Annotated in this window: 14 protein-coding genes; 10 read left to right on the plus strand and 4 right to left on the minus strand. The window is 64.5% G+C overall.

Annotated elements, in window-relative coordinates; translation table 11 throughout:
- Window positions 1-6: 6 nt before the first annotated feature.
- Window positions 7-804: a 5-deoxy-glucuronate isomerase gene (gene iolB, locus VGM61_RS08145; protein ID WP_331522259.1), complete on the plus strand. Its 798-nt coding sequence runs from the start codon at window positions 7-9 to the stop codon at window positions 802-804.
- Between the two features lie 27 nt (window positions 805-831).
- Window positions 832-2,361 (plus strand): CoA-acylating methylmalonate-semialdehyde dehydrogenase, encoded by a 1,530-nt coding sequence (locus VGM61_RS08150; protein ID WP_331522260.1) that lies wholly within the window; start codon window positions 832-834, stop codon window positions 2,359-2,361.
- Here VGM61_RS08150 and VGM61_RS08155 read toward each other — a convergent pair.
- Window positions 2,358-4,340 carry a bifunctional 2',3'-cyclic-nucleotide 2'-phosphodiesterase/3'-nucleotidase gene (locus VGM61_RS08155; RefSeq protein ID WP_331522261.1) on the minus strand — a complete coding sequence of 661 codons (1,983 nt, stop codon included), beginning with the start codon at window positions 4,338-4,340 and terminating at the stop codon, window positions 2,358-2,360. The genes VGM61_RS08150 and VGM61_RS08155 overlap by 4 nt on opposite strands.
- Before the next feature lie 47 nt (window positions 4,341-4,387).
- Window positions 4,388-6,319, minus strand: coding sequence for an alkaline phosphatase family protein (locus tag VGM61_RS08160; protein WP_331522262.1), 1,932 nt, complete (start codon window positions 6,317-6,319; stop codon window positions 4,388-4,390).
- A gap of 107 nt (window positions 6,320-6,426) precedes the next feature.
- Between VGM61_RS08160 and VGM61_RS08165 the strand changes: the two genes are divergently transcribed.
- The 8 genes from VGM61_RS08165 (at window position 6,427) to VGM61_RS08200 (ending at window position 15,743) form a co-directional block, all read left to right on the plus strand.
- Window positions 6,427-8,196 carry an alkaline phosphatase gene (locus tag VGM61_RS08165; RefSeq protein ID WP_414694829.1) on the plus strand — a complete coding sequence of 590 codons (1,770 nt, stop codon included), beginning with the start codon at window positions 6,427-6,429 and terminating at the stop codon, window positions 8,194-8,196.
- A gap of 58 nt (window positions 8,197-8,254) precedes the next feature.
- Entirely contained in the window at window positions 8,255-9,310 is a 1,056-nt protein-coding gene (locus tag VGM61_RS08170) for a glycerophosphodiester phosphodiesterase (RefSeq protein ID WP_331522263.1), read from the plus strand.
- A complete protein-coding gene (locus VGM61_RS08175; RefSeq protein ID WP_331522264.1) occupies window positions 9,307-10,548 on the plus strand; it encodes a sterol desaturase family protein in 1,242 nt (413 codons plus the stop codon). The genes VGM61_RS08170 and VGM61_RS08175 overlap by 4 nt, the downstream gene beginning before the upstream one ends.
- Before the next feature lie 91 nt (window positions 10,549-10,639).
- Entirely contained in the window at window positions 10,640-12,148 is a 1,509-nt protein-coding gene (locus VGM61_RS08180; RefSeq protein WP_331522265.1) for an amino acid permease, read from the plus strand.
- 49 nt (window positions 12,149-12,197) lie between these two features.
- The gene (locus tag VGM61_RS08185; protein ID WP_331522266.1) at window positions 12,198-12,806 is read left to right on the plus strand and encodes a 2OG-Fe(II) oxygenase; all 609 of its coding nucleotides are present in this window, start codon (window positions 12,198-12,200) and stop codon (window positions 12,804-12,806) included.
- Between the two features lie 140 nt (window positions 12,807-12,946).
- Window positions 12,947-13,720, plus strand: a complete 774-nt coding sequence (locus tag VGM61_RS08190) for a DNA/RNA non-specific endonuclease (protein ID WP_331522267.1) — start codon at window positions 12,947-12,949, stop codon at window positions 13,718-13,720.
- 67 nt (window positions 13,721-13,787) lie between these two features.
- Window positions 13,788-15,236 carry an NAD(P)/FAD-dependent oxidoreductase gene (locus tag VGM61_RS08195; RefSeq protein WP_331522268.1) on the plus strand — a complete coding sequence of 483 codons (1,449 nt, stop codon included), beginning with the start codon at window positions 13,788-13,790 and terminating at the stop codon, window positions 15,234-15,236.
- Window positions 15,237-15,335: 99 nt separating this feature from the next.
- Window positions 15,336-15,743: a hypothetical protein gene (locus VGM61_RS08200; RefSeq protein ID WP_331522269.1), complete on the plus strand. Its 408-nt coding sequence runs from the start codon at window positions 15,336-15,338 to the stop codon at window positions 15,741-15,743.
- On the opposite strand, the gene VGM61_RS08205 is transcribed toward VGM61_RS08200, so the two are convergent.
- Window positions 15,716-17,428, minus strand: a complete 1,713-nt coding sequence (locus tag VGM61_RS08205) for an ABC transporter ATP-binding protein (RefSeq protein ID WP_331522270.1) — start codon at window positions 17,426-17,428, stop codon at window positions 15,716-15,718. The genes VGM61_RS08200 and VGM61_RS08205 overlap by 28 nt on opposite strands.
- On the minus strand, window positions 17,425-18,444 hold the full coding sequence (locus tag VGM61_RS08210; RefSeq protein WP_331522271.1) for a serine kinase: 1,020 nt from the start codon (window positions 18,442-18,444) through the stop codon (window positions 17,425-17,427). The genes VGM61_RS08205 and VGM61_RS08210 overlap by 4 nt, the downstream gene beginning before the upstream one ends.
- Window positions 18,445-18,496 lie beyond the last annotated feature (52 nt).

Consider the following 18,496-nt stretch of genomic DNA (forward strand, 5'->3'; position numbering starts at 1 on the left):
AAAGGCATGAGTTTGCTGGTGAAGGCGCGCCCGGACGGGCGCGAGATCGTCGAAGTGACGCCGGCTTCGGCAGGCTGGAGCCACGTGGGCTTCCGCGCCGTGCGCCTGGATCCAGGCGATGCGTTCGAGACCGATGTTCCCGCAGGCCGCGAAGCGTGTTTCGTGGTGCTCGAGGGCATCGTCGACATCGTCGCGGGAGACCAGGGCTGGACGGGCCTGGGCACCCGCAGCAGCGTTTTCCAGGACCGCCCGACGCATGCGGTGTACGCCCCGCCGGGCACGCGGGTACGGATCGTGGCTGACGTGGTCAGCGAGATCGGCATCGCCTCGGCCCCGGCCAAGGGCGGCCTGCCGGTACGGTTGATCCACCCGGACGGCATGCGCAGTTCCGTGCGTGGCGCGGGCAGCAACACCCGTTACGTATGCGACATCCTGCCCGAGACGGAGCTTGCCGAATCGCTGCTGGTGGTGGAAGTACGCACCCCCGCGGGACATTCCTCCAGCTATCCGCCGCACAAGCACGATACCGACGCCGTCCCGGCGGAGAGCGTGCTTGAGGAAACTTATTACCACCGCCTCGACCCGCCCCAGGGCTTTGCCTTCCAGCGGGTGTACACCGATGCGCGTGACATCGACGAATCCATGGCGGTGGGCAACCACGATGTGGTGATGGTGCCCCGCGGCTACCACCCGGTGGTGATGCCGCACGGCTACAACGGTTACTACCTCAACGTCATGGCCGGCCCGCGCCGCGCCTGGCATTTCAAGAACGATCCCGACCACGAATGGATGCTCGCGCGCTAATCGGCGCGCGTACTGGAGAGCCACCCAATGTCTGCCCTGCCCAACGACACGCCCAACGCGATCCATAGACGCCACTTTATCGACGGCGCCATCGTCGACGGCCATGCCGCGCGCCATGCGCCGGTGTTCAACCCAGCGACCGGCGAAGTGGCGTCCACCGTGAGCCTTGCCGATGCGCAGGACGTCGATGATGCCGTGCGCGCCGCCGACGCGGCCTTCCCGGCCTGGGCCGCGGAGCCGCCGCTCAAGCGAGCACGCGTGATGTTCCGCTTCAAGCAGCTGATCGAACGCGACATGGACATCCTTGCCGGCGCCATCGTGCACGAGCACGGCAAGGTGTTCGACGATGCGAAGGGCGAAGTGGTCCGCGGCCTGGAGGTGGTGGAGTACGCCTGTGGCATTCCCGAACTGCTCAAGGGCGAATACACCGCGCAGATCGCCCGCGGTATCGATGCCTGGACCATGCGCCAGCCGCTGGGTGTGTGCGTGGGCATCACGCCGTTTAATTTCCCGGCGATGGTGCCGATGTGGATGTTCCCCATGGCCATCGCCTGCGGCAATACCTTCGTATTGAAGCCCTCCGAACGCGATCCGGGCACGGCGCTGCTGCTGGCCGGGCTGCTGAAGGAAGCTGGCCTTCCCGACGGGGTGTTCAATGTGGTGCAGGGCGACAAGCTTGCGGTGGATGCGCTGCTTGATCATCCGAAGGTGCGCGCGGTGAGCTTCGTCGGTTCAACGCCGATCGCTGAATACATCCATACCCGCGCCGCGGCCAACGGCAAGCGGGTGCAGGCGCTGGGCGGTGCCAAGAACCACATGATCGTGATGCCCGATGCGGACCTCGACAAGACGGTCGACGCCCTGATGGGCGCGGGCTACGGGTCGGCGGGCGAACGCTGCATGGCGATCTCGGTGGCGGTGGTCGTGGGCGACGATACCGCCGATGCATTGGTGGCGAAGCTGGCGCCGAAGGTGCGCGCGCTGCGCATCGGCAACGGCATGGACAAGGGCATGGATATGGGGCCGGTGATTACCGGTGCCCATCGCGACCGTATCGAGGGTTACATCGGCCAGGGCGTGGCCGAAGGCGCAGCCCTGGTGGTTGATGGCCGCGGCCATCGCGTCGAAGGCCACGAGGGCGGGTTCTTCGTCGGCGGCACCTTGTTCGACCGTGTCGTACCTTCGATGTCGATCTATCGCGACGAGATCTTCGGCCCCGTGCTGTGCATCGTGCGCGCCGCCGACTTTGCCAGCGCCCTGGACATCGTCGACGGCCACGAGTACGGCAACGGCACCGCCATCTTCACCCGCGATGGCCATGTCGCCCGGGAATTCGCCCATCGCGTGCAGGTGGGGATGATCGGCATCAACGTGCCGATCCCGGTGCCGATGGCCTTCCACAGTTTCGGTGGCTGGAAGAAGAGCCTGTTCGGCGACCACCACGCGCACGGCCCGGAAGGCGTGCGCTTCTACACGCGGCAGAAGGCCATCACCCAGCGCTGGCTGGCATCGGATGTGGCTTCAGGTGCGCAGTTTTCGATGCCGACCCATAACTAGAGGTTGATGCGGTAGACGGCGGTGCCGTCGCCATTGTCCTTCAACTGCGACACATGCAGGCCGGCGGCGGTGGCGACATCCGCCTTGCCGCTGGCCGACGTGAACACGATCGGCCCCTTGGCCTTCATCCGGACGAACTTCCACGATGCCTTGGGGACATTGGCGATGGTCAGGCTCTTGTGGGCCTGGATCCACTTCACCACTACCTCACGGTTGCCGTCCGGTGCCGCCAGCGCGATATTCTTTCCATCCAGGCCCGGGAAGTTGCCGCCGCCGCTGGCGCGGTAGTTGTTGGTAACGACGAAGAACGGATCGTGATCTCTTACCGGCTTGCCACGGTAAGTGAGGTGGCCGATACGTGAACCTTCAGGCTTCGTCACGTCGATGGTATAGGACAGGTCGCCCTGCATCTGGTCGAAGTTGTAGCCGACGAAACGCGTATTGATCAGCGCCTGCTCGCCGTCCTTTGCAGGATCGATGCGGTTGAAGCGCCCGGCGCCATGCTCCAGCCACGCACGCACACCGGCACCGTCGGTCTTCACCGCGGCCAACGTGTTGGGATAGAAGTAGAGGTCGGCCGCGTTGCGGATGGTCAGCGCACCGGCGGGCACGTCGGTGTAGTCCTCTGGCCCGCCGAAGCCGGTACGAAACGATGCCGCCGCCGAGACGACGGGGATGTCCTTCCATTCGGGATGCTCACGGTCAAGCTCGCGGCGGGCGTAGTCACGCTGCGCGGCATTGACCACGGCCAGCGCGCTCATGTCACCGACGTCGGCAAAGTAGGTGGACATGCGATGGTCGCTGCTGCCGATCGGCGTATTCACATAGGCGATGGCAGCTTGATGCACATCGTGCACCAGCGGCGCGATGTCCGGGTCGGGAGCCACGCACTGGTTCTTCTTCGGGCAGATCGGGCGTACCTGGCTGACCGTGGCGCTGCGATCGACCACCCAATGTCCGCTGCTCCAGGTCAGGGCCAGTTTGATGATGCCCAAATCCTTGCCGAAGAAGCCGCCCATCACCGCCGGCACGCCACGGACGAAGCCTCGTTTGGCATCGACGTCCTTCATGCCCTCGTAGCGAGGTCCGGGGAATTCGGTGTGCGAGTGGCCCAGCAGCATGGCGTCGATGCCCGGCACGCCGGCCAGGTACCAGCCGCCGTTTTCCATGTCGGGCGTGTAGGGCGCGGTGTTCAGGCCGCCATGCAGGATGGCGATGACGATGTCCGGGTGCTGGGCGCGAAGCTCCGGCACGTAACGCTGCGCCGCTTCCACCACGCCGGTAACGGTGACCTTGCCATCGAGGTTCTGCTTGTCCCACTCCATGATCGGCGGAGGCGCGAAGCCGATGATGCCGATCTTCAGTGGCACCGAAACCTTGCTGCCGTCGGCCGTGTAGGTGATCACGGTTTTGTCCACGATGGCCCAGGGGCGGAACAGCGGCTTGCCGTCGCGTGCGCTGAACACGTTGGACAGCACGATGGGGAAATGCGGGCCGGCGCAGTGCTTTGGCGATGCACCTTCCACGTTCATGCCGCCGCCGGTGACCTGCGACAGATACGCCAGGCCATAGTTGAACTCGTGGTTGCCCGACGTGCCGCCGTCGTAGCCCATCGCGTCCATGGCCTTGTACATGGCCAGTTCCTCACCGCAACCCACGGGCTTCACCATCGCCTGGTAGTCGGCAAGCACGGTGCCCTGGATGGTGTCGCCCGAATCGAAAAGTACCGTGTTGGGGAATTCCGCACGGGCATTTTTGATCAGCGTAGCCAGGCGCTCGTAGCCGAGCGTGGGGTCGTCTTTCTGCTTGTAGTAGTCGTAGCTGAGGATGTTCGAATGGATGTCGGTGGTTTCAAGGATGGCAAGGTCCGCCCGGGCGCCATCGGCCAGGGGCTGGATCGGCGCCTTCATCGCGGGCTTGGGCCCGCAGGCGGCGAGCAGGGCGCAGGCCAGGGCCGCCATCGTGACATTCTTCGACATCGTATTTACCGGGCAGGGGGAAGAGGAAGTATTACTGAACGAGTGGTTCAACGCACAGCCTTGGCGCGGTCGAAGTAGGTCCAGGTGTGGCCATCGAGGGTGAGGTCTTTCATATAGATCGTCGGCGCATAGTTGCTGCTTGCCGCGGTGCTGCCGTCGATGCGCTTGACGGTGAGCCCGTGCACCGCTTCGGCGGCTTGCTGGCGTGGCTTCACGCTATAGGCCGATTCCTGGCGCGCCAGCTTTCCCGTGAGCGCTTCGGACAGCACACGCCCCTGGGCCTTGGGCAGCGATAAACCCATGATCGCGGCAACCGTGGGCGCAAGGTCGACATTCCCACTGGGCAAGGCATCGCGGAACCCTTCGCGGAAACTCGGGCCATGCGCCACGAAGGTGTTGTGCACGTCCACGGGGCTGAAGCTGCCGTGCATGCCGCGTTCGGTCGACATGCTCGAATACAGCGTGCCGGGAAAGCCCTGCACCATTGCATCGGCGTTGTAGTCGTAGCTCAGCACCACATCGGGGCTGTCGCGACCGGCAAGGTGCACCATGTCCAGCGGGAAAGTACCCGGCAAGTGGCCGTAACGGCGATCGACGAAGATCACGCCCACCGGTTCCTGTGCCTGCAGGTAGCGAACGGCGCGCGCCACCAGCGCCTTGTCATGCGCGGGCAGGTAGAGATATTCGCTGCCCCCGTTGGGTGCCAGCACGAAGGCATCGGCCGGGAGTTTGGCGGGCAGCCGGTAGGCAGGCGTGGTGTATGGGCCTGGCTTGCCGCAGATATGGCCGTCATCGTCGTAGTGGGTGGGCTGGGCCTGGCTGCCATCGGCGCGAATGCCCGACTGCACCGGGGAATAAACGCAGCCGACACCGTCGAAGGCCTTGAAACCACCCCGTGTGAGCAAGTCCGCCATGCGTACGCCGCCAGATACCGTGAAACCCCATTGCGGATCGATCCCGGCCACGCGCCCATCGTTGATGGCGCGCAGGGGGAAGAGATCCGTGGGGCCGGAAATATTGCTGTGGCCGTGATCGGACACCACGATGAGATCGGTGTCAGTGTCCATGTGAAGTGCCTTCAACTTCTCCAGCAACTGGCCGAGCAAGGCGTCCTGCGCCTGCACGGCCAGGTGGAAGTTGGGTGAGCCCGGGCCGTAGATGTGCTCGGTGGAATCGGGATTGCGCAGCCACACCACCGAGATGTCAGGCTTCTTTTCCGGAAGGATGTACTCCAGGTACACCTTCATAAGCCACGCATTCGACACGGTCGGCGGAGCGCCGCCCGCATCGGATGCATCGCTGGACACGCCGTCTTTCAGCTTTACCGTCGGCAGCTGCGCGGTAGGGGTGCCGTTGTCTGGTTCCAGCGTCAACGCGCCGTCGTAGGCATTTGGCGTGTTGGCCGGAAGCGGGTAGCCGGCCTTTTCAAGCTCGCGGGCAAACGCCAGCGGCGTCGCCACGTTTTCATCCAGTACCACGCCGCCATGGTGGACGTCCTGCAGGAACGCAGGGCCCGACTTACCCACGGTAGCTGTCGTCAGTCCACGCTTGTTTGCCGCCTGCAGTAGCGTCTGCACCGACATCACGGCGTGGCCGTCCCTGGAATCCAGATCGCTCAATACGGCGTAGTCCTCGGTAAACACCGGAATCGAGAAATCCACCGGAGCACCCTTGGCATCGAAACCCTTCGCGGTGGGTGCCCAGAAGCGGTTGCCATAGAAGCCGATCGTCCCGGGGAAGGCGCCGGTGGCGAAGCTGGACGCATTGACCATGGTGAAGGTGGGATACGTGGCATGGTTGTCGCTGAAGAACGTGCCGTCCTTTACCAGTGCCGCCAGGTTCGGCGTGTCGCTTTGCGTGATGGCGTCGGGCCGCATGCCGTCCCAGACGAAGACGATCACCCTATGGGCGGGGGCTGCGTGCACAGTTCCGGCGGCAAGGGCGACCAGGCAAAGGCAGCGGCGGAGAAGGCGGGTCATTGACGTCATGCGATCTGGGTGTGGGAGAGGGAAGACGACATCATCGCGCGCATTTGTTTCATTGTGCCAACGTTCTATCATCGCCTGTCCCCTGCCGTGGATGCGTTATGAAGCCGTCACCTTGCCTGGTTCGCCTGTCCTACGGTGTGTCTGTCCTCGCCCTGGTGGCCATGGCCGGATGCGCCGCCGTGCGGCCGGACACCTCGCCGATGGCGAGTCCGAAGGCCTCGCCGGGTGGGTCGGCGGCGGCCATCGACGTCCCGGTCATTGCGCGGCCAGGGGGTGAGACACCCGCATGGTGGTTCCGCAATGGCGCCGCCGAGGCCGCGCGGATCGCCGCCCAGGCACAGTCGCAAGGGCAGCGTGCGAAGAACGTGATCGTGTTCCTTGGCGATGGCATGAGCATCCCCACCATCGCCGCGGCGCATGTACTGGCTGGCCAGCAGAAGGGTGTCGATGGCGAAAGCTATCGCCTGTCGTTCGAGAAATTCCCGTACTCGGCATTGAGCCGCACCTACGAGACCGATCAGCAGACGCCCGATTCGGCGGGCACCATGACGGCCATCATGACCGGGGTGAAGACACGGGCTGGATACATCGGCGTATCGCAGGTTCCCCGTCGCCAGGATTGCGCAGGGTCCCACGGCCAGGAGCTGGTCACTACGCTCGAACTCGCCGCCGCGGCAGGCATGGCCACGGGCGCGGTTACCACCACGCGCATCACCCACGCCACACCCGCGGCCACCTACGGCCACCTGCCCGAACGCAACTGGGAAGTGGACAGTGAGATCCCCGCGGCGGAACGGGCCAAGGGTTGCAAGGATTTCGCCGCCCAACTGGTGGATTTTCCCTTAAGCCATGGCCTTACCGTGGCCATGGGCGGCGGCCGCAGCGCATTCATGCCCAAAGCCATGCATGACCCGGAATATCCGCAGAAGAGCGGCCAGCGCGCCGATGGCCGCGACCTCGTCGCCGAGTGGAAGGCACGCCATCCCGATGGCGCTTTCGTCTGGAACGAGGCGCAACTCAAGGCGTTGGACCTTTCCCGCACACCGCGCCTGTTGGGCCTGTTCGAACCATCGCACATGAAATACGAGCACGACCGGCCTGGCGACGCTGCCGGTGAGCCGAGCCTTGCCGAGATGACCACCAGCGCGATCAAGGTACTTGGACGCAATCCCAACGGCTTCTTCCTGATGGTCGAGGGCGGCCGTATCGATCACGCCTTGCATGGCGGCAATGCCTTCCGCGCGCTCACCGAAACCATTTCCATGGCCGATGCCGTGCAGGCCGCGCTGGACAACACCGACGCTGCCGACACGCTGATCATCGTTACCGCCGACCACAGCCATACCATGACATTCGGCGGCTACCCCGCACGCGGCAACCCGATGCTGGGCCTGGTTCGCGGCATGACCGATAGCTACGACGATGAAGCGGAGGCGGGCATCGCGCACGACGCCACCGGCAAGCCGTACACCACGCTCAACTTCGCCAATGGACCGGGTTATACCGGTGCCAGCAACGAGCAACCTGAAGGTAGCAAGCGGTTTCCGCACAACCCGAAAACGATGATGCCGGCCACGAAGGGCCGGCCGGACCTCTCGAACATCGACACCCGCGGTCCGGACTACATGCAGGAAGCAACGGTGCCGCTCAAGAGTGAATCCCATGGTGGAGAGGACGTCGCCATCTTCGCGCACGGCCCGGGCGCGGCGGCCTTCCATGGCGAGATCGAGGAAAACACCATCTTCCACGTGATCGTGCAACACGCGCCGGCCTTGCGTGCGGAACTGTGCAAGCTTGGCAGCTGCGATGCGAACGGCGCACCGGTGAACCGGCCCACCTACCAGGACTGGCTGCACTCGGCCCGATGACATGCGCCTGTTTCCCGTTTTCATCGCTATGCTTGTGTTGAACCCGGGAGCGGCAAACATGGCGTCGACCTTCCATCCTGGCCAGCCCATCGCCAGCAAAGTGCGGGTGATCGGCCACCGCGGCGCCAGCGCGCTGCGGCCGGAACATACGCTTGCCTCCTACGCCAGGGCGATCGCCGATGGCGCGGATTTCATCGAACCGGACCTGGTAAGCACGCGCGATGGTTTCCTGGTGGCGCGGCACGAGAACGAGATCGGCGGCACCACCGACGTTGCATCGCATGCTCAATTTGCTTCGCGGAAAGCCACTAAGATCGTCGACGGCAAGCCCGAGACCGGCTGGTTTACCGAAGACTTCACCCTGGCGGAACTGAAGACCCTGCGTGCGCGCGAGCGCTTGCCGGAGCTGCGCGGTACGGCCTTTGACGGGCAGTTCCAGCTGGTGACCTTCGACGAGATCATCGATTTCGTCGCCGCTGAATCCGCCACGCATGGCCGGCCTATCGGCATTATTCCCGAGATCAAGCATTCAACCTACTTCGCGCAGCTGAAGCTGCCGATGGAAGACAAAGTGCTTGCCGCCATCGACGCGCATGCGTACACACTTTCAGCCCCAGTGGAGATCCAGAGTTTCGAGGTGGCGAACCTGCGGTACCTGAAGGCGAAGCTTGGGAAAGGCCATCCCAACGTGCGCCTGCTGCAGCTGATGGATGCCGGTGATGAAAAACCCTGGGACGAAGCCGCGCGTGGCGGCAGCCTCACTTACGCGGCGATGATGACCCCGGCAGGCCTTGCCACCGTGCGCGAATATGCCGACGCTATCGGCCCGTCCATCCGCAGCCTGATTCCACTGGACACGAAGGGCAACCTGGGCAAACCCACCGCGCTGATCGACGATGCGCATCGTGCAGGGCTAGAAGTGCACCCTTATACCTTCCGCCCGGAAAATCATTTCCTGCCGAAGGACCTGCGCGGCCCAGGCTTCGACGCCGCCCGCAACGACGAAGGTTCGGTGACCGAGATCCGCCGCTACCTGGCTGCCGGCATCGATGCCTTTTTCACCGACGACCCGGCGCTCGGCCGCAAGGCCGTGGACGGGCGTGCCACGCGATGAATACCCAGGAAGCCATCATCAGCCTGGCAACGCCGGTGTTCTTCCTGCTGATCGCCATCGAATGGCTCATTGCGCGGCACCGGGGCGAGGTGGCCTATCGCGGCAACGACACCGTGGCCAGCCTCGGGCTGGGGGTGATGTCGCAGATCGTCGGTGTGTTCACCAAACTCTTCACCATTGGCATCTATGCGTGGGTCTACAACCATGCCGCTTTGCTGCACCTGCCCAACGACAACCTGCTGGTGTGGGCAGGAGCGTTGCTGGCCTATGATTTCCTGTACTACTGGCTGCACCGCGCCGGGCACGAGGTGAACATCCTGTGGGCGGCGCATGTGGTGCATCACCAGAGCGAGCAGTACAACCTGTCCACCGCGCTCAGGCAGACCGGTTCGGGTTTCCTGCTGGGCTGGTTGTTCTACCTGCCGCTGGCCATCGTGGGGGTGCCGGTGGAAGTGTTCGTGGTAGTGGCCCTTATCGATCTTCTGTACCAGTTCTGGATCCACACCGGGCAGATCCGCAAGCTCGGCTGGTTCGACCGCGTGTTCGCCTCGCCATCGAACCATCGCGCCCACCACGCGGTGAATGACCGCTACCTCGACCGCAACTACGGCGGCATCCTTATTCTCTGGGATCGACTGTTCGGCAGCTTCGTGGAAGAAGACGACCGCGATCCGCCGGTGTACGGCACGCGCTCGCCGCTACGAAGCTTCAATCCGCTGTGGGCGAATGCGGAGGTGTACTGGGCCACTGCCCAGGATGCCTGGCATGCGCGGCGATGGCGGGACAAGCTGCAGGTGTGGCTGCGGCCGCCCGGCTGGCGTCCGGCGGATGTGGCCGCGCGGTTCCCGAAGGCGGCGTTCGAGATCCGGCGCGAACTCTACAATCCGCCGATCCCTCCGCACCTGGCCTGGTACGCGCTGGCGCAGTTCGCCGTGCTGCTGGGCCTGGCCGTGCATTTCCTGCAGCTGGCGCCCGTGGCACCGCTGGGCACGCTTACCGGCTATGCGGTGTATTTGATGGTGAGCCTTTGCGTACTGGGCGCCCTGTTCGATGGCCATCGAACGGCGCCGTGGCTGGAGGGCGCGCGCCTGGCCGGCACCGTTGTATTCGTGCTGGCGAGGCGATGCTGGTTCGGCGTAGCCGCCTTGCCGGCGCCCTGGGTGGCTATGGCATGCCTCTTGGCAGCGGTAAGCGCGGCGTGGCTTTGCCTGCCCAGGCATCGGCCGAACCTCTCGTAACCGTCGGAAAAAAGCCGGCAGTGTTGTCGGATCTGAACGACAGCGGCCAACCATTCGCTATGATCGCGGCCGGACCCACCTGGAAGCGCCCATGAGCCTGATGAACCGGATCCTCCGCCACAAGACGGTGGAGCAGCTGCAAGCGGAAGTTGGCCAGCGCCACGATTTCCGCCGCGTGCTAGGCCTTTGGCAGCTCACCGCCATCGGCATCGGCGGCATCATCGGCGTGGGCATCTTCGTGCTCGCAGGCCAGCAGGCGGCCCTCAACGCCGGGCCAGCGGTGGCGCTGAGCTTCATCATCGCCGGCTTCGGCAGCGCCTGCGCCGCGCTGTGCTACGCGGAATTCGCCGGGCTGATCCCGGTGACCGGAAGTGCCTATACCTACGGCTACGCGGTGCTGGGGGAGGGCGCGGCCTGGATCATCGGCTGGGATCTCCTGCTCGAATATGCCCTGGTGGTGGCCGTGGTGGCCATCGGCTGGTCCGGCTACGTACAAGTGCTGTTGCAGTCGTTGTTCGGCGTGGTACTGCCGGTATGGGCGCAGAAAAGCATGAGCGCCGACACCATGTCGTACTTCGTGCAGCAGATCATGGGCACGGTGGGCTGGCACAGTGCGCACCCGGTGGCGGCCCCCAGTGATGGCCACCGTTTCAACGTGATCGCCGCGGGCATCAGCCTGGCGGTGGCGGTGCTGCTGTCGGTGCGTACCGAATGGGGCGCCCGCTTCAATACCGTCATCGTGGCCATCAAGGTGATTGGCGTGATGCTGGTCATCGGCGTGGGCGCGTTCTACATCAATACCGCCAACTGGCATCCCTTCGTGCCTGAGCGCATTCTCGATGCCACCGGGGCAGGGCACTTCGGCTGGTCGGGTGTGCTCACCGGCGCATCGGTGGTGTTCTTCGCCGTCTTCGGCTACGACACCCTCACCACGGCCGCCGAAGAAGCCAAGAACCCGCAGCGTGACCTTCCGCGTGCGGTGCTGCTGTCGCTGGCAGTAGCCATGGCGCTGTATATCGCCGTGTCGCTTGTGCTCACTGGTGTAGTGCATTACTCGCAACTCGGCGGCGACGCCTCGGTATCCGATGCCTTCAACGCCATCGGCCTGCACTGGCTGTCCAACGTGATCGCCTTCGCCGCGGTGGTCGGTGTGATCAGCGTGCTGTTCGCCTTCATGCTGGGTGCGGCGCGCATCTGGTTCGCACTGTCCCGCGACGGCCTGCTTCCGGCATGGTTCGCGCGCGTACATCCGCGCTACGGCACACCGGCCCGTCCCACCATGATCCTTGGCGTGTTCACTGCCATCGTCGCGGGCCTGCTGCCTATCGGCGAGGTGGCGGAACTGGTGAACATCGGCACCCTTAGCGCGTTCATCCTGATCTGCGCCTCGGTGATGGTGCTGCGTGTGCGCAAGCCGGAGCTCAAGCGCAACTTCCGCACACCAGCCGTATGGTTCGTGGCGCCGTTGGGCATCGTGTTTTCCCTGGCCCTGATTTACGGCCTGCCGTGGATTACATTCGAGCGCTTCATCATCTGGATGGCCCTGGGCCTGGTCGTTTATTTCGCTTACGGCATCAGGCACAGCAAGCTTAATCGCTGATAAAAAATGACCCCGACCCCGAATGGGGTTGGGGGGGTAGACTCGGGGCATGGATCTTTCCCGAGATGGTTTCGCGCCAGTGGCGGTGGCGCTGGCTGCCCAGGGTTGGTGTGTGGCCGACGGGCTGTTGACGGTGGCGCAGACTGATGCCCTAGGGAAGGAATGCGCGGCGCAGCATCTGCGTGGGGCCCTGCGGATGGCGGCCACGGGATCCTCACATAGTGCCGGTGTATTGCGTGGGGACGTCACGCAGTGGTTCGACACCCTGGCGCCGACGGTTGCGCAGGCGGTTTTCGTGGCGCGCATCGATGCCCTGATGCGTTCGCTCAACCGTGCGCTGATGCTCACCATGGTGGAAAGCGAATCGCATTATGCGGTGTATGCCATTGGCACGGGTTACGTGCCCCATATGGACCGCCTGCGCGATTCCGACGAGCGCGTGGTGTCGGCAGTGTTCTATTTGAACGACCGCTGGCTCGATGCTGAAGGCGGTGCATTGCGGTTGCACCTGGGCGGCGATGCCGCGCACGACATATTCCCGATCGCCGGAACGCTGGCCTTGTTCATGTCTTCGGACATCCTGCACGAAGTGCTGCCGGCCACGCGGACGCGGATGAGCATCGCCTGCTGGATGCGGCAACGCCCTCGACATTGCTGAACGCATGATCTTGCGATCGTGTGACGCGTGTCCCACTACGGGCATGCGCATGTGAAAGCGCGGACAGCTGCAACACTTGGCGCGGCACACTCGATCATGCAGGGGGAGTTTGCGTAATCCTTCTCATGGGGAAACTGCCAATGTCCAAGCGTCACCTTCGCATCGTCCATGCGGCTCTGTTGCTGTTCGCATTGCCATTCGCCGGCCACGCTGCCGATACCAACTGCCCAGCCCTGTTCCAGGGAGGCCAGGCGCCTGACCTGATCGATACCTCGCTCACCGAGCGCACCACCACCCTCTGCTATGACGCCTACTCCATGGATGCCTCGGGCATTACCAAGGGCCCACTGTGGTCCGCCGAGCACATCACCGCCGAACAGGTGGCCGACGCGGGGAATATTTCGCGGAAGGATGCATTCCACGCCGAAACCGGCATCCCGGTGGCGGACCGCTCGGAACTGGCCGACTACAAAGGCAGCGGCTACGACCGCGGTCACATGACACCCGCTGGAGACGAGCCGGACGCGCCTTCGCAGAAGCAGAGTTTTTCGCTGGCCAACATGGTGCCGCAGTCGCACGTGCTGAACACCGGCAAGTGGGAACGCATCGAGACCACCGTGCGCGACATGGCCACCAGCGATGGCGAGGTCTACGTGGTGACCGGTCCTGCTTTCGACGGGCCGACACCATCGACCATTGGTAACGATGCCGTGGTGGTGCCCAACTACACATGGAAGGCGATCTACGATGCCGAAGAAGGCGGCGCCGCGGTGTGGGAATGCACCAATGTCGACGAACCCACCTGCGAGGTGGTCTCCGTGCAGGCGATCATCGACGAGACCGGTATCGACCCGTTCCCGTCGCTCAGCACTTCGGTCAAATCCCACTCGATTTCGTTGCCCCTACCCAACTAATCGGTCTATACGCGACCACGCCTGAAACGCTTATGCTGATGGCCACATCCGTTCAGGGTGCAAGGCCATGGGCGAGCGGTTCGACGTGGTGATCATCGGGGCAGGCCTTGCCGGCATCGGCATGGCCTGTCACCTGGCGCGCGAGCATCCCGGTAAACGGGTGGCGTTGATCGAGCGCCGCCAACGGTTGGGCGGCACCTGGGATCTGTTCAAGTTCCCGGGAATCCGCTCGGACTCCGACGTATTCAGTTTCGGCTATGCGTTCCGGCCGTGGCAGTCGCCGACCATGATGGCCGATGGTGAATCCATCCGGCAGTACATCCAGGATGCCGCCCGCGAATACAGCGTCGAAGAAAAGATTCATTGTGGTCTTCGGGTGCAGCGTGCCGAATGGAGCAGCGCCGATGGTGCATGGACGCTGCATGCGTTGCACGAGGCCACAGGCGAACTGCAGGTATTCGAGGCCCGGTACCTGGTGAGCTGCACGGGATATTACGACTACGACGCCGGTTACCAACCATCATTTCCCGGACAGGAGCATTTTACCGGCACGATCGTCCATCCCCAGCACTGGCCGTCCGATCTCAACTACGCGGGCAAGAACGTGGTGGTGGTCGGCAGCGGCGCCACGGCGGTAACGATCGTACCGGCGATGACGGACAAGGCGGCCCATGTGACGATGCTGCAGCGGTCGCCTTCCTACATTATCTCGCTCCCCGGCGTGGATCCGATCTCGAAGCTGCTCGGCCACGTGCTGCCCAAGGCCGTCGTGCACCGCATGTCACGACGGGTCATGATCGGCATCCAGCGCGGCCTGTATATCGCCTGTCGCCGCTGGCCGAAGGGCATGCGCCGCCTGCTGGTAGCCCAGATGCGCCAGTACGCCGGCAAGGGCATGGACATGCGGCACTTCACTCCTGCGTACATGCCCTGGGACGAGCGTGTCTGCGTGGTGCCCGACGCGGACCTCTTCAAGGCGATCAAGGCGGGCAAGGTTTCCATGGCCACCGACCGCATCGATACCTTCACGCCGACGGGCATTCGCCTGGCATCGGGACAGGAGTTGCCCGCGGATATCGTGGTGAGCGCCACGGGCCTGACGATCCAGGTACTGGGCGGCATGCAGGTGCGCGTGGACGGCGTATTGCAGCCGCTGCGTGACCGCATGCTCTACAAGGCCGTGCTGGTGCAGGACATGCCCAACTTCGCGTGTGTCATTGGTTATGCCAACGCGCCCTGGACATTGAAAGCCGACCTCGCCGCGGCCTATGTTTGCCGCTTGCTCACCCACATGGATACCCATGGCGCCGTAGTGGCAACGCCACGCGATCTCGATGGCGCGGCTGCCGAGGGCAATGTGCTGGGCCAGCTCACCGCAGGCTATGTCCGGCGTGGTGATGCAGTGATGCCCCGCCAGGGCCGGGCCTATCCCTGGGCGGTAGAGCACCACTACGGACGCGACCGCCGCATGCTTGTCGCCGGGCCGATAGCCGACCGATGGCTGGAGATCCGTTAGCCATGGCGTAACGGGGGGTAACCCGCTGCCATAGCGGACGCTTCCGCCGGATGCGGATCGGCATACCATGGGCGTGCGTCCCCACCGGGAGGAATTCCCATGCGCACCCTCACCAGAATCTTCGCCTTCGGTAGCGCTGCCCTGATCGTTTCCGGCAGCGTCCTGGCCGCCAGCAAGCACGACCCTGCAGCAGAACTGGCCAAGGTGCTCGAAGGGCGCGTTGCCGGAGCTCCTGTTACCTGCATCAACCTGCCCCAGGTGCAAAGCAGCCGCGTGATCGACCACACGGCCATCGTGTACGACTTCGGGTCGACGATCTACGTTAACTATCCCAGGGGCGGCGCCGACTCTCTGTCGAGCGACGATATCCTGGTGACGAAGACACCCGGCACCCAGCTGTGCAAGATGGATATCGTGCGCATGGTCGACCGCAGCGTGGGTTTTCCAAAAGGCTTCGTCAGCCTCGGGCCATTCATTCCCTACAAGCGACCCGCCGCGGCGAAATGAGTAGCACTGCGCTGGACGAGCGAGTCTTCGATGCTGATGTGCTGGTCGGCGATGTCCGCGACCCCCGCACGATGCGACACCACCAGGACGATGGTGTCGGGCAAGCGTTGCTTTACCGCCTTGAGCACCGAAAGTTCCGATGGCGTATCCAGCGCGCTGGTTGCTTCATCCAGGATCGCAAGACGGGGTTTGCGCAAGATCACCTGGGCCAGCATAAGTCGTTGCAGTTCGCCGCCTGAGAACCGGCTCGAGGCGTTGTCCAGCGCCGTATCCCATCCGTCGGTCGAGGCGTCCAGCCGCATCTGAAGGCCAACATCGCGCAACGCGTTGCCCAGGTCCTGTTCGGTGGCGCCAGGCGCTGCCCATAACAGGCATTCACGCACCGTTCGTTGCCATGGCCGCACCTGCTGGCCCACATAGGCACCGCGGCGGACGTGCGCGCGATAGTCGTCCAAACCGATCGGCCCAAACCTGTCGTGCGCAAGGAACACTTCAGGTTCGGCCATGCCCGCAAGCACGTCCACCAGGCTCGTCTTGCCTATCCCTGAGCGCCCGGAGATCAGCGTGAGCTCGCCTGGCTTGAGTTCGATATCCAGAAGGGTGAGGCCCGCAGCCGGTGGGGTCACCCGCACCCGGTCGATGTAGATCACTTCCACTTCGCCACGGACCTGCAGCGGGGGAGCAGCCGTTTCCGTCGTACCCAGTTGCATGTACTTCTGCCACAGCTCGAACGCCGGCACGGCCGACCGCCATTGCTGGAAGCTTTGCCTGGTAAGCAGCAAGGAAGGCAGCAGCCGTACCAGCAGCAGGCACACGGCCACCAGCGAGCCCTGGTCGATCCCCTGCCAGCGGTGTGCAAGCATGAATACCGCGCCCACCCCCAGCGCCGCCATCAGTTCCAGCACCAGCCTGCTGGAGGCAATCAGTTCCAGCTGCCGCCCGTAGCCCTGGGCCAGGCGACAGGACACGGCGTGGTGGCTGGCTTCCTCGGCCGATTCGCGTTCGAACGATCGCACGTGGCGCAGACGGCGCGGGAAATCCTCGCTGTGCCAGAAAAGGTCGGTGAGGTCCCGTACGTAGCGGCGGCTCACGAGCGATTGCTCGCGGCCGAAACTGCGTGACACCAACACGCCCGCCACCACCAGCACGGGCACGGCCAGTACCAGCCAGGGTGATATCCAGATGGCGAAGGCGAGGGTAACCACTGAGGTGAGCGCTGCCACCAGCAGTTGTTGCAGTGCGCCGTATCCCGGCACGATGATCTCGATGTTGTAAGTAAGGACGTTGGCGATTTCCGCCGAAGGGGAATTGGCCAGCGATGCCATGGGCGCGCCCATCAGGCGGGCATGCACGCGTTGGCGCAGGGTGCGGGCAAGGCTTCCCACCAACCAGGCGCCCAGCCGCGCCGATTGCCAGCGCATCAGGGCGAAGGCGACGGTGGCGACGCTGAAGGCAATCGCCTGTGCGTCGGTGCCGCCCATGCTGAACAGGCCGCGGCCCAGTAGAGATGGCTGCACCAGGGGCACCAACAGAAGGGCCGCTACGCTTCCCGACAGCGCCACGCCGAGCGATAGCGCGATGTAACACAGCGTTCCGATCCATTCGCCCCGTGTAAGCAGGCTGGCCAGCGTGCGCACCATCACGCCCGCGGACATGGCATCGGGGGGCGGGCGGCGGGTAATCATGCCAGCAGGGTCAGCAGGGCATCCACCGAATCCCGCGGATGCGGTCCACGCCGCAGTTCATGTACACCACGCCGCGTCAGTCGTTCTTCGAAACAGCGCCACCCGGGCTGGCCCGAAGCATAGGGTTGGTCGGCCACCAGGCGCGAGGCCGCTTCATCCGGCCCCAGGCGATTGACCAGGCGGGCGCCGGCTGCCGGTTCACTGCTGACGAAGACAGCCGAGATGAGTTCCAGCGGTTGCGCTGCCACCTTGAACTGCCCCAGCCGAAGATCCGCCTCGAATTTCGCCACGCCACTGCGCCGATGGATCACCGGTGACTGGCCGATCCAGCGCCGGGCGCCGTCGTCGTCGATGAAACCCAGCGCATCGGCTTGCACGTGAAGGAAATTGGCCACCCCCGTGGCCAGCAGGCTTTCCGGGCGCACGAACACGGCATCTTCGGCAAGGAAATCCAGTCCGTGCAGCAGGCTGTGCAGGGCCAGCGTGGATTTCCCCGAGCCACTGGCGCCCAATACCAGCACGCCCCGGCCGTTGCGACCGACACATGCGCCGTGCAACGGCACCAGGCCCAGGCCGCGCGTGGCCAGCACGAAGACGGCGAACTCAATCAGCTCATAGCGAACATGGTAGGGCTGGTCGAGCATGTCCGCCGACACGACGACGAGCGCACGGCGCTGACCCGGCGCCAGCACCACGTAATTGGATGCATCCATCACGCCGCACAGCAACCCGGCGCCCGACTGCACGCGCACCGGCGGCGGTTCCCCGTTAGCGGTCCCGGCCCGGCGCGGCAGCAGCCGCAACTCGATGCGGAATTCCGGCGCGGTCACCGGCAACCGGTGCCGGGGCAGGCCCGCGTATGTGGCCTGGGCAAGGTCCACCAGCGTCTGGTCGTTACCTTCGAAGCGGAAGCGGGCGCCGAGAATCTGCTGCGAGAACGTGAAACGGTGCTCGATGGCCTCGGCAAAAGGATCGGCACTGGCGTGGGTGACGCCATGCAGTTCGGTCAGGGCCATCGTCGTCTTTTCGCAAGGTGGGCCGTGGCGGCGGCATTGCCTGCCGGCCGAA

It is taken from the genome of Pinirhizobacter sp. (genome assembly GCF_036499745.1).
Taxonomy (GTDB): Bacteria; Pseudomonadota; Gammaproteobacteria; order Xanthomonadales; family Rhodanobacteraceae; genus Pinirhizobacter.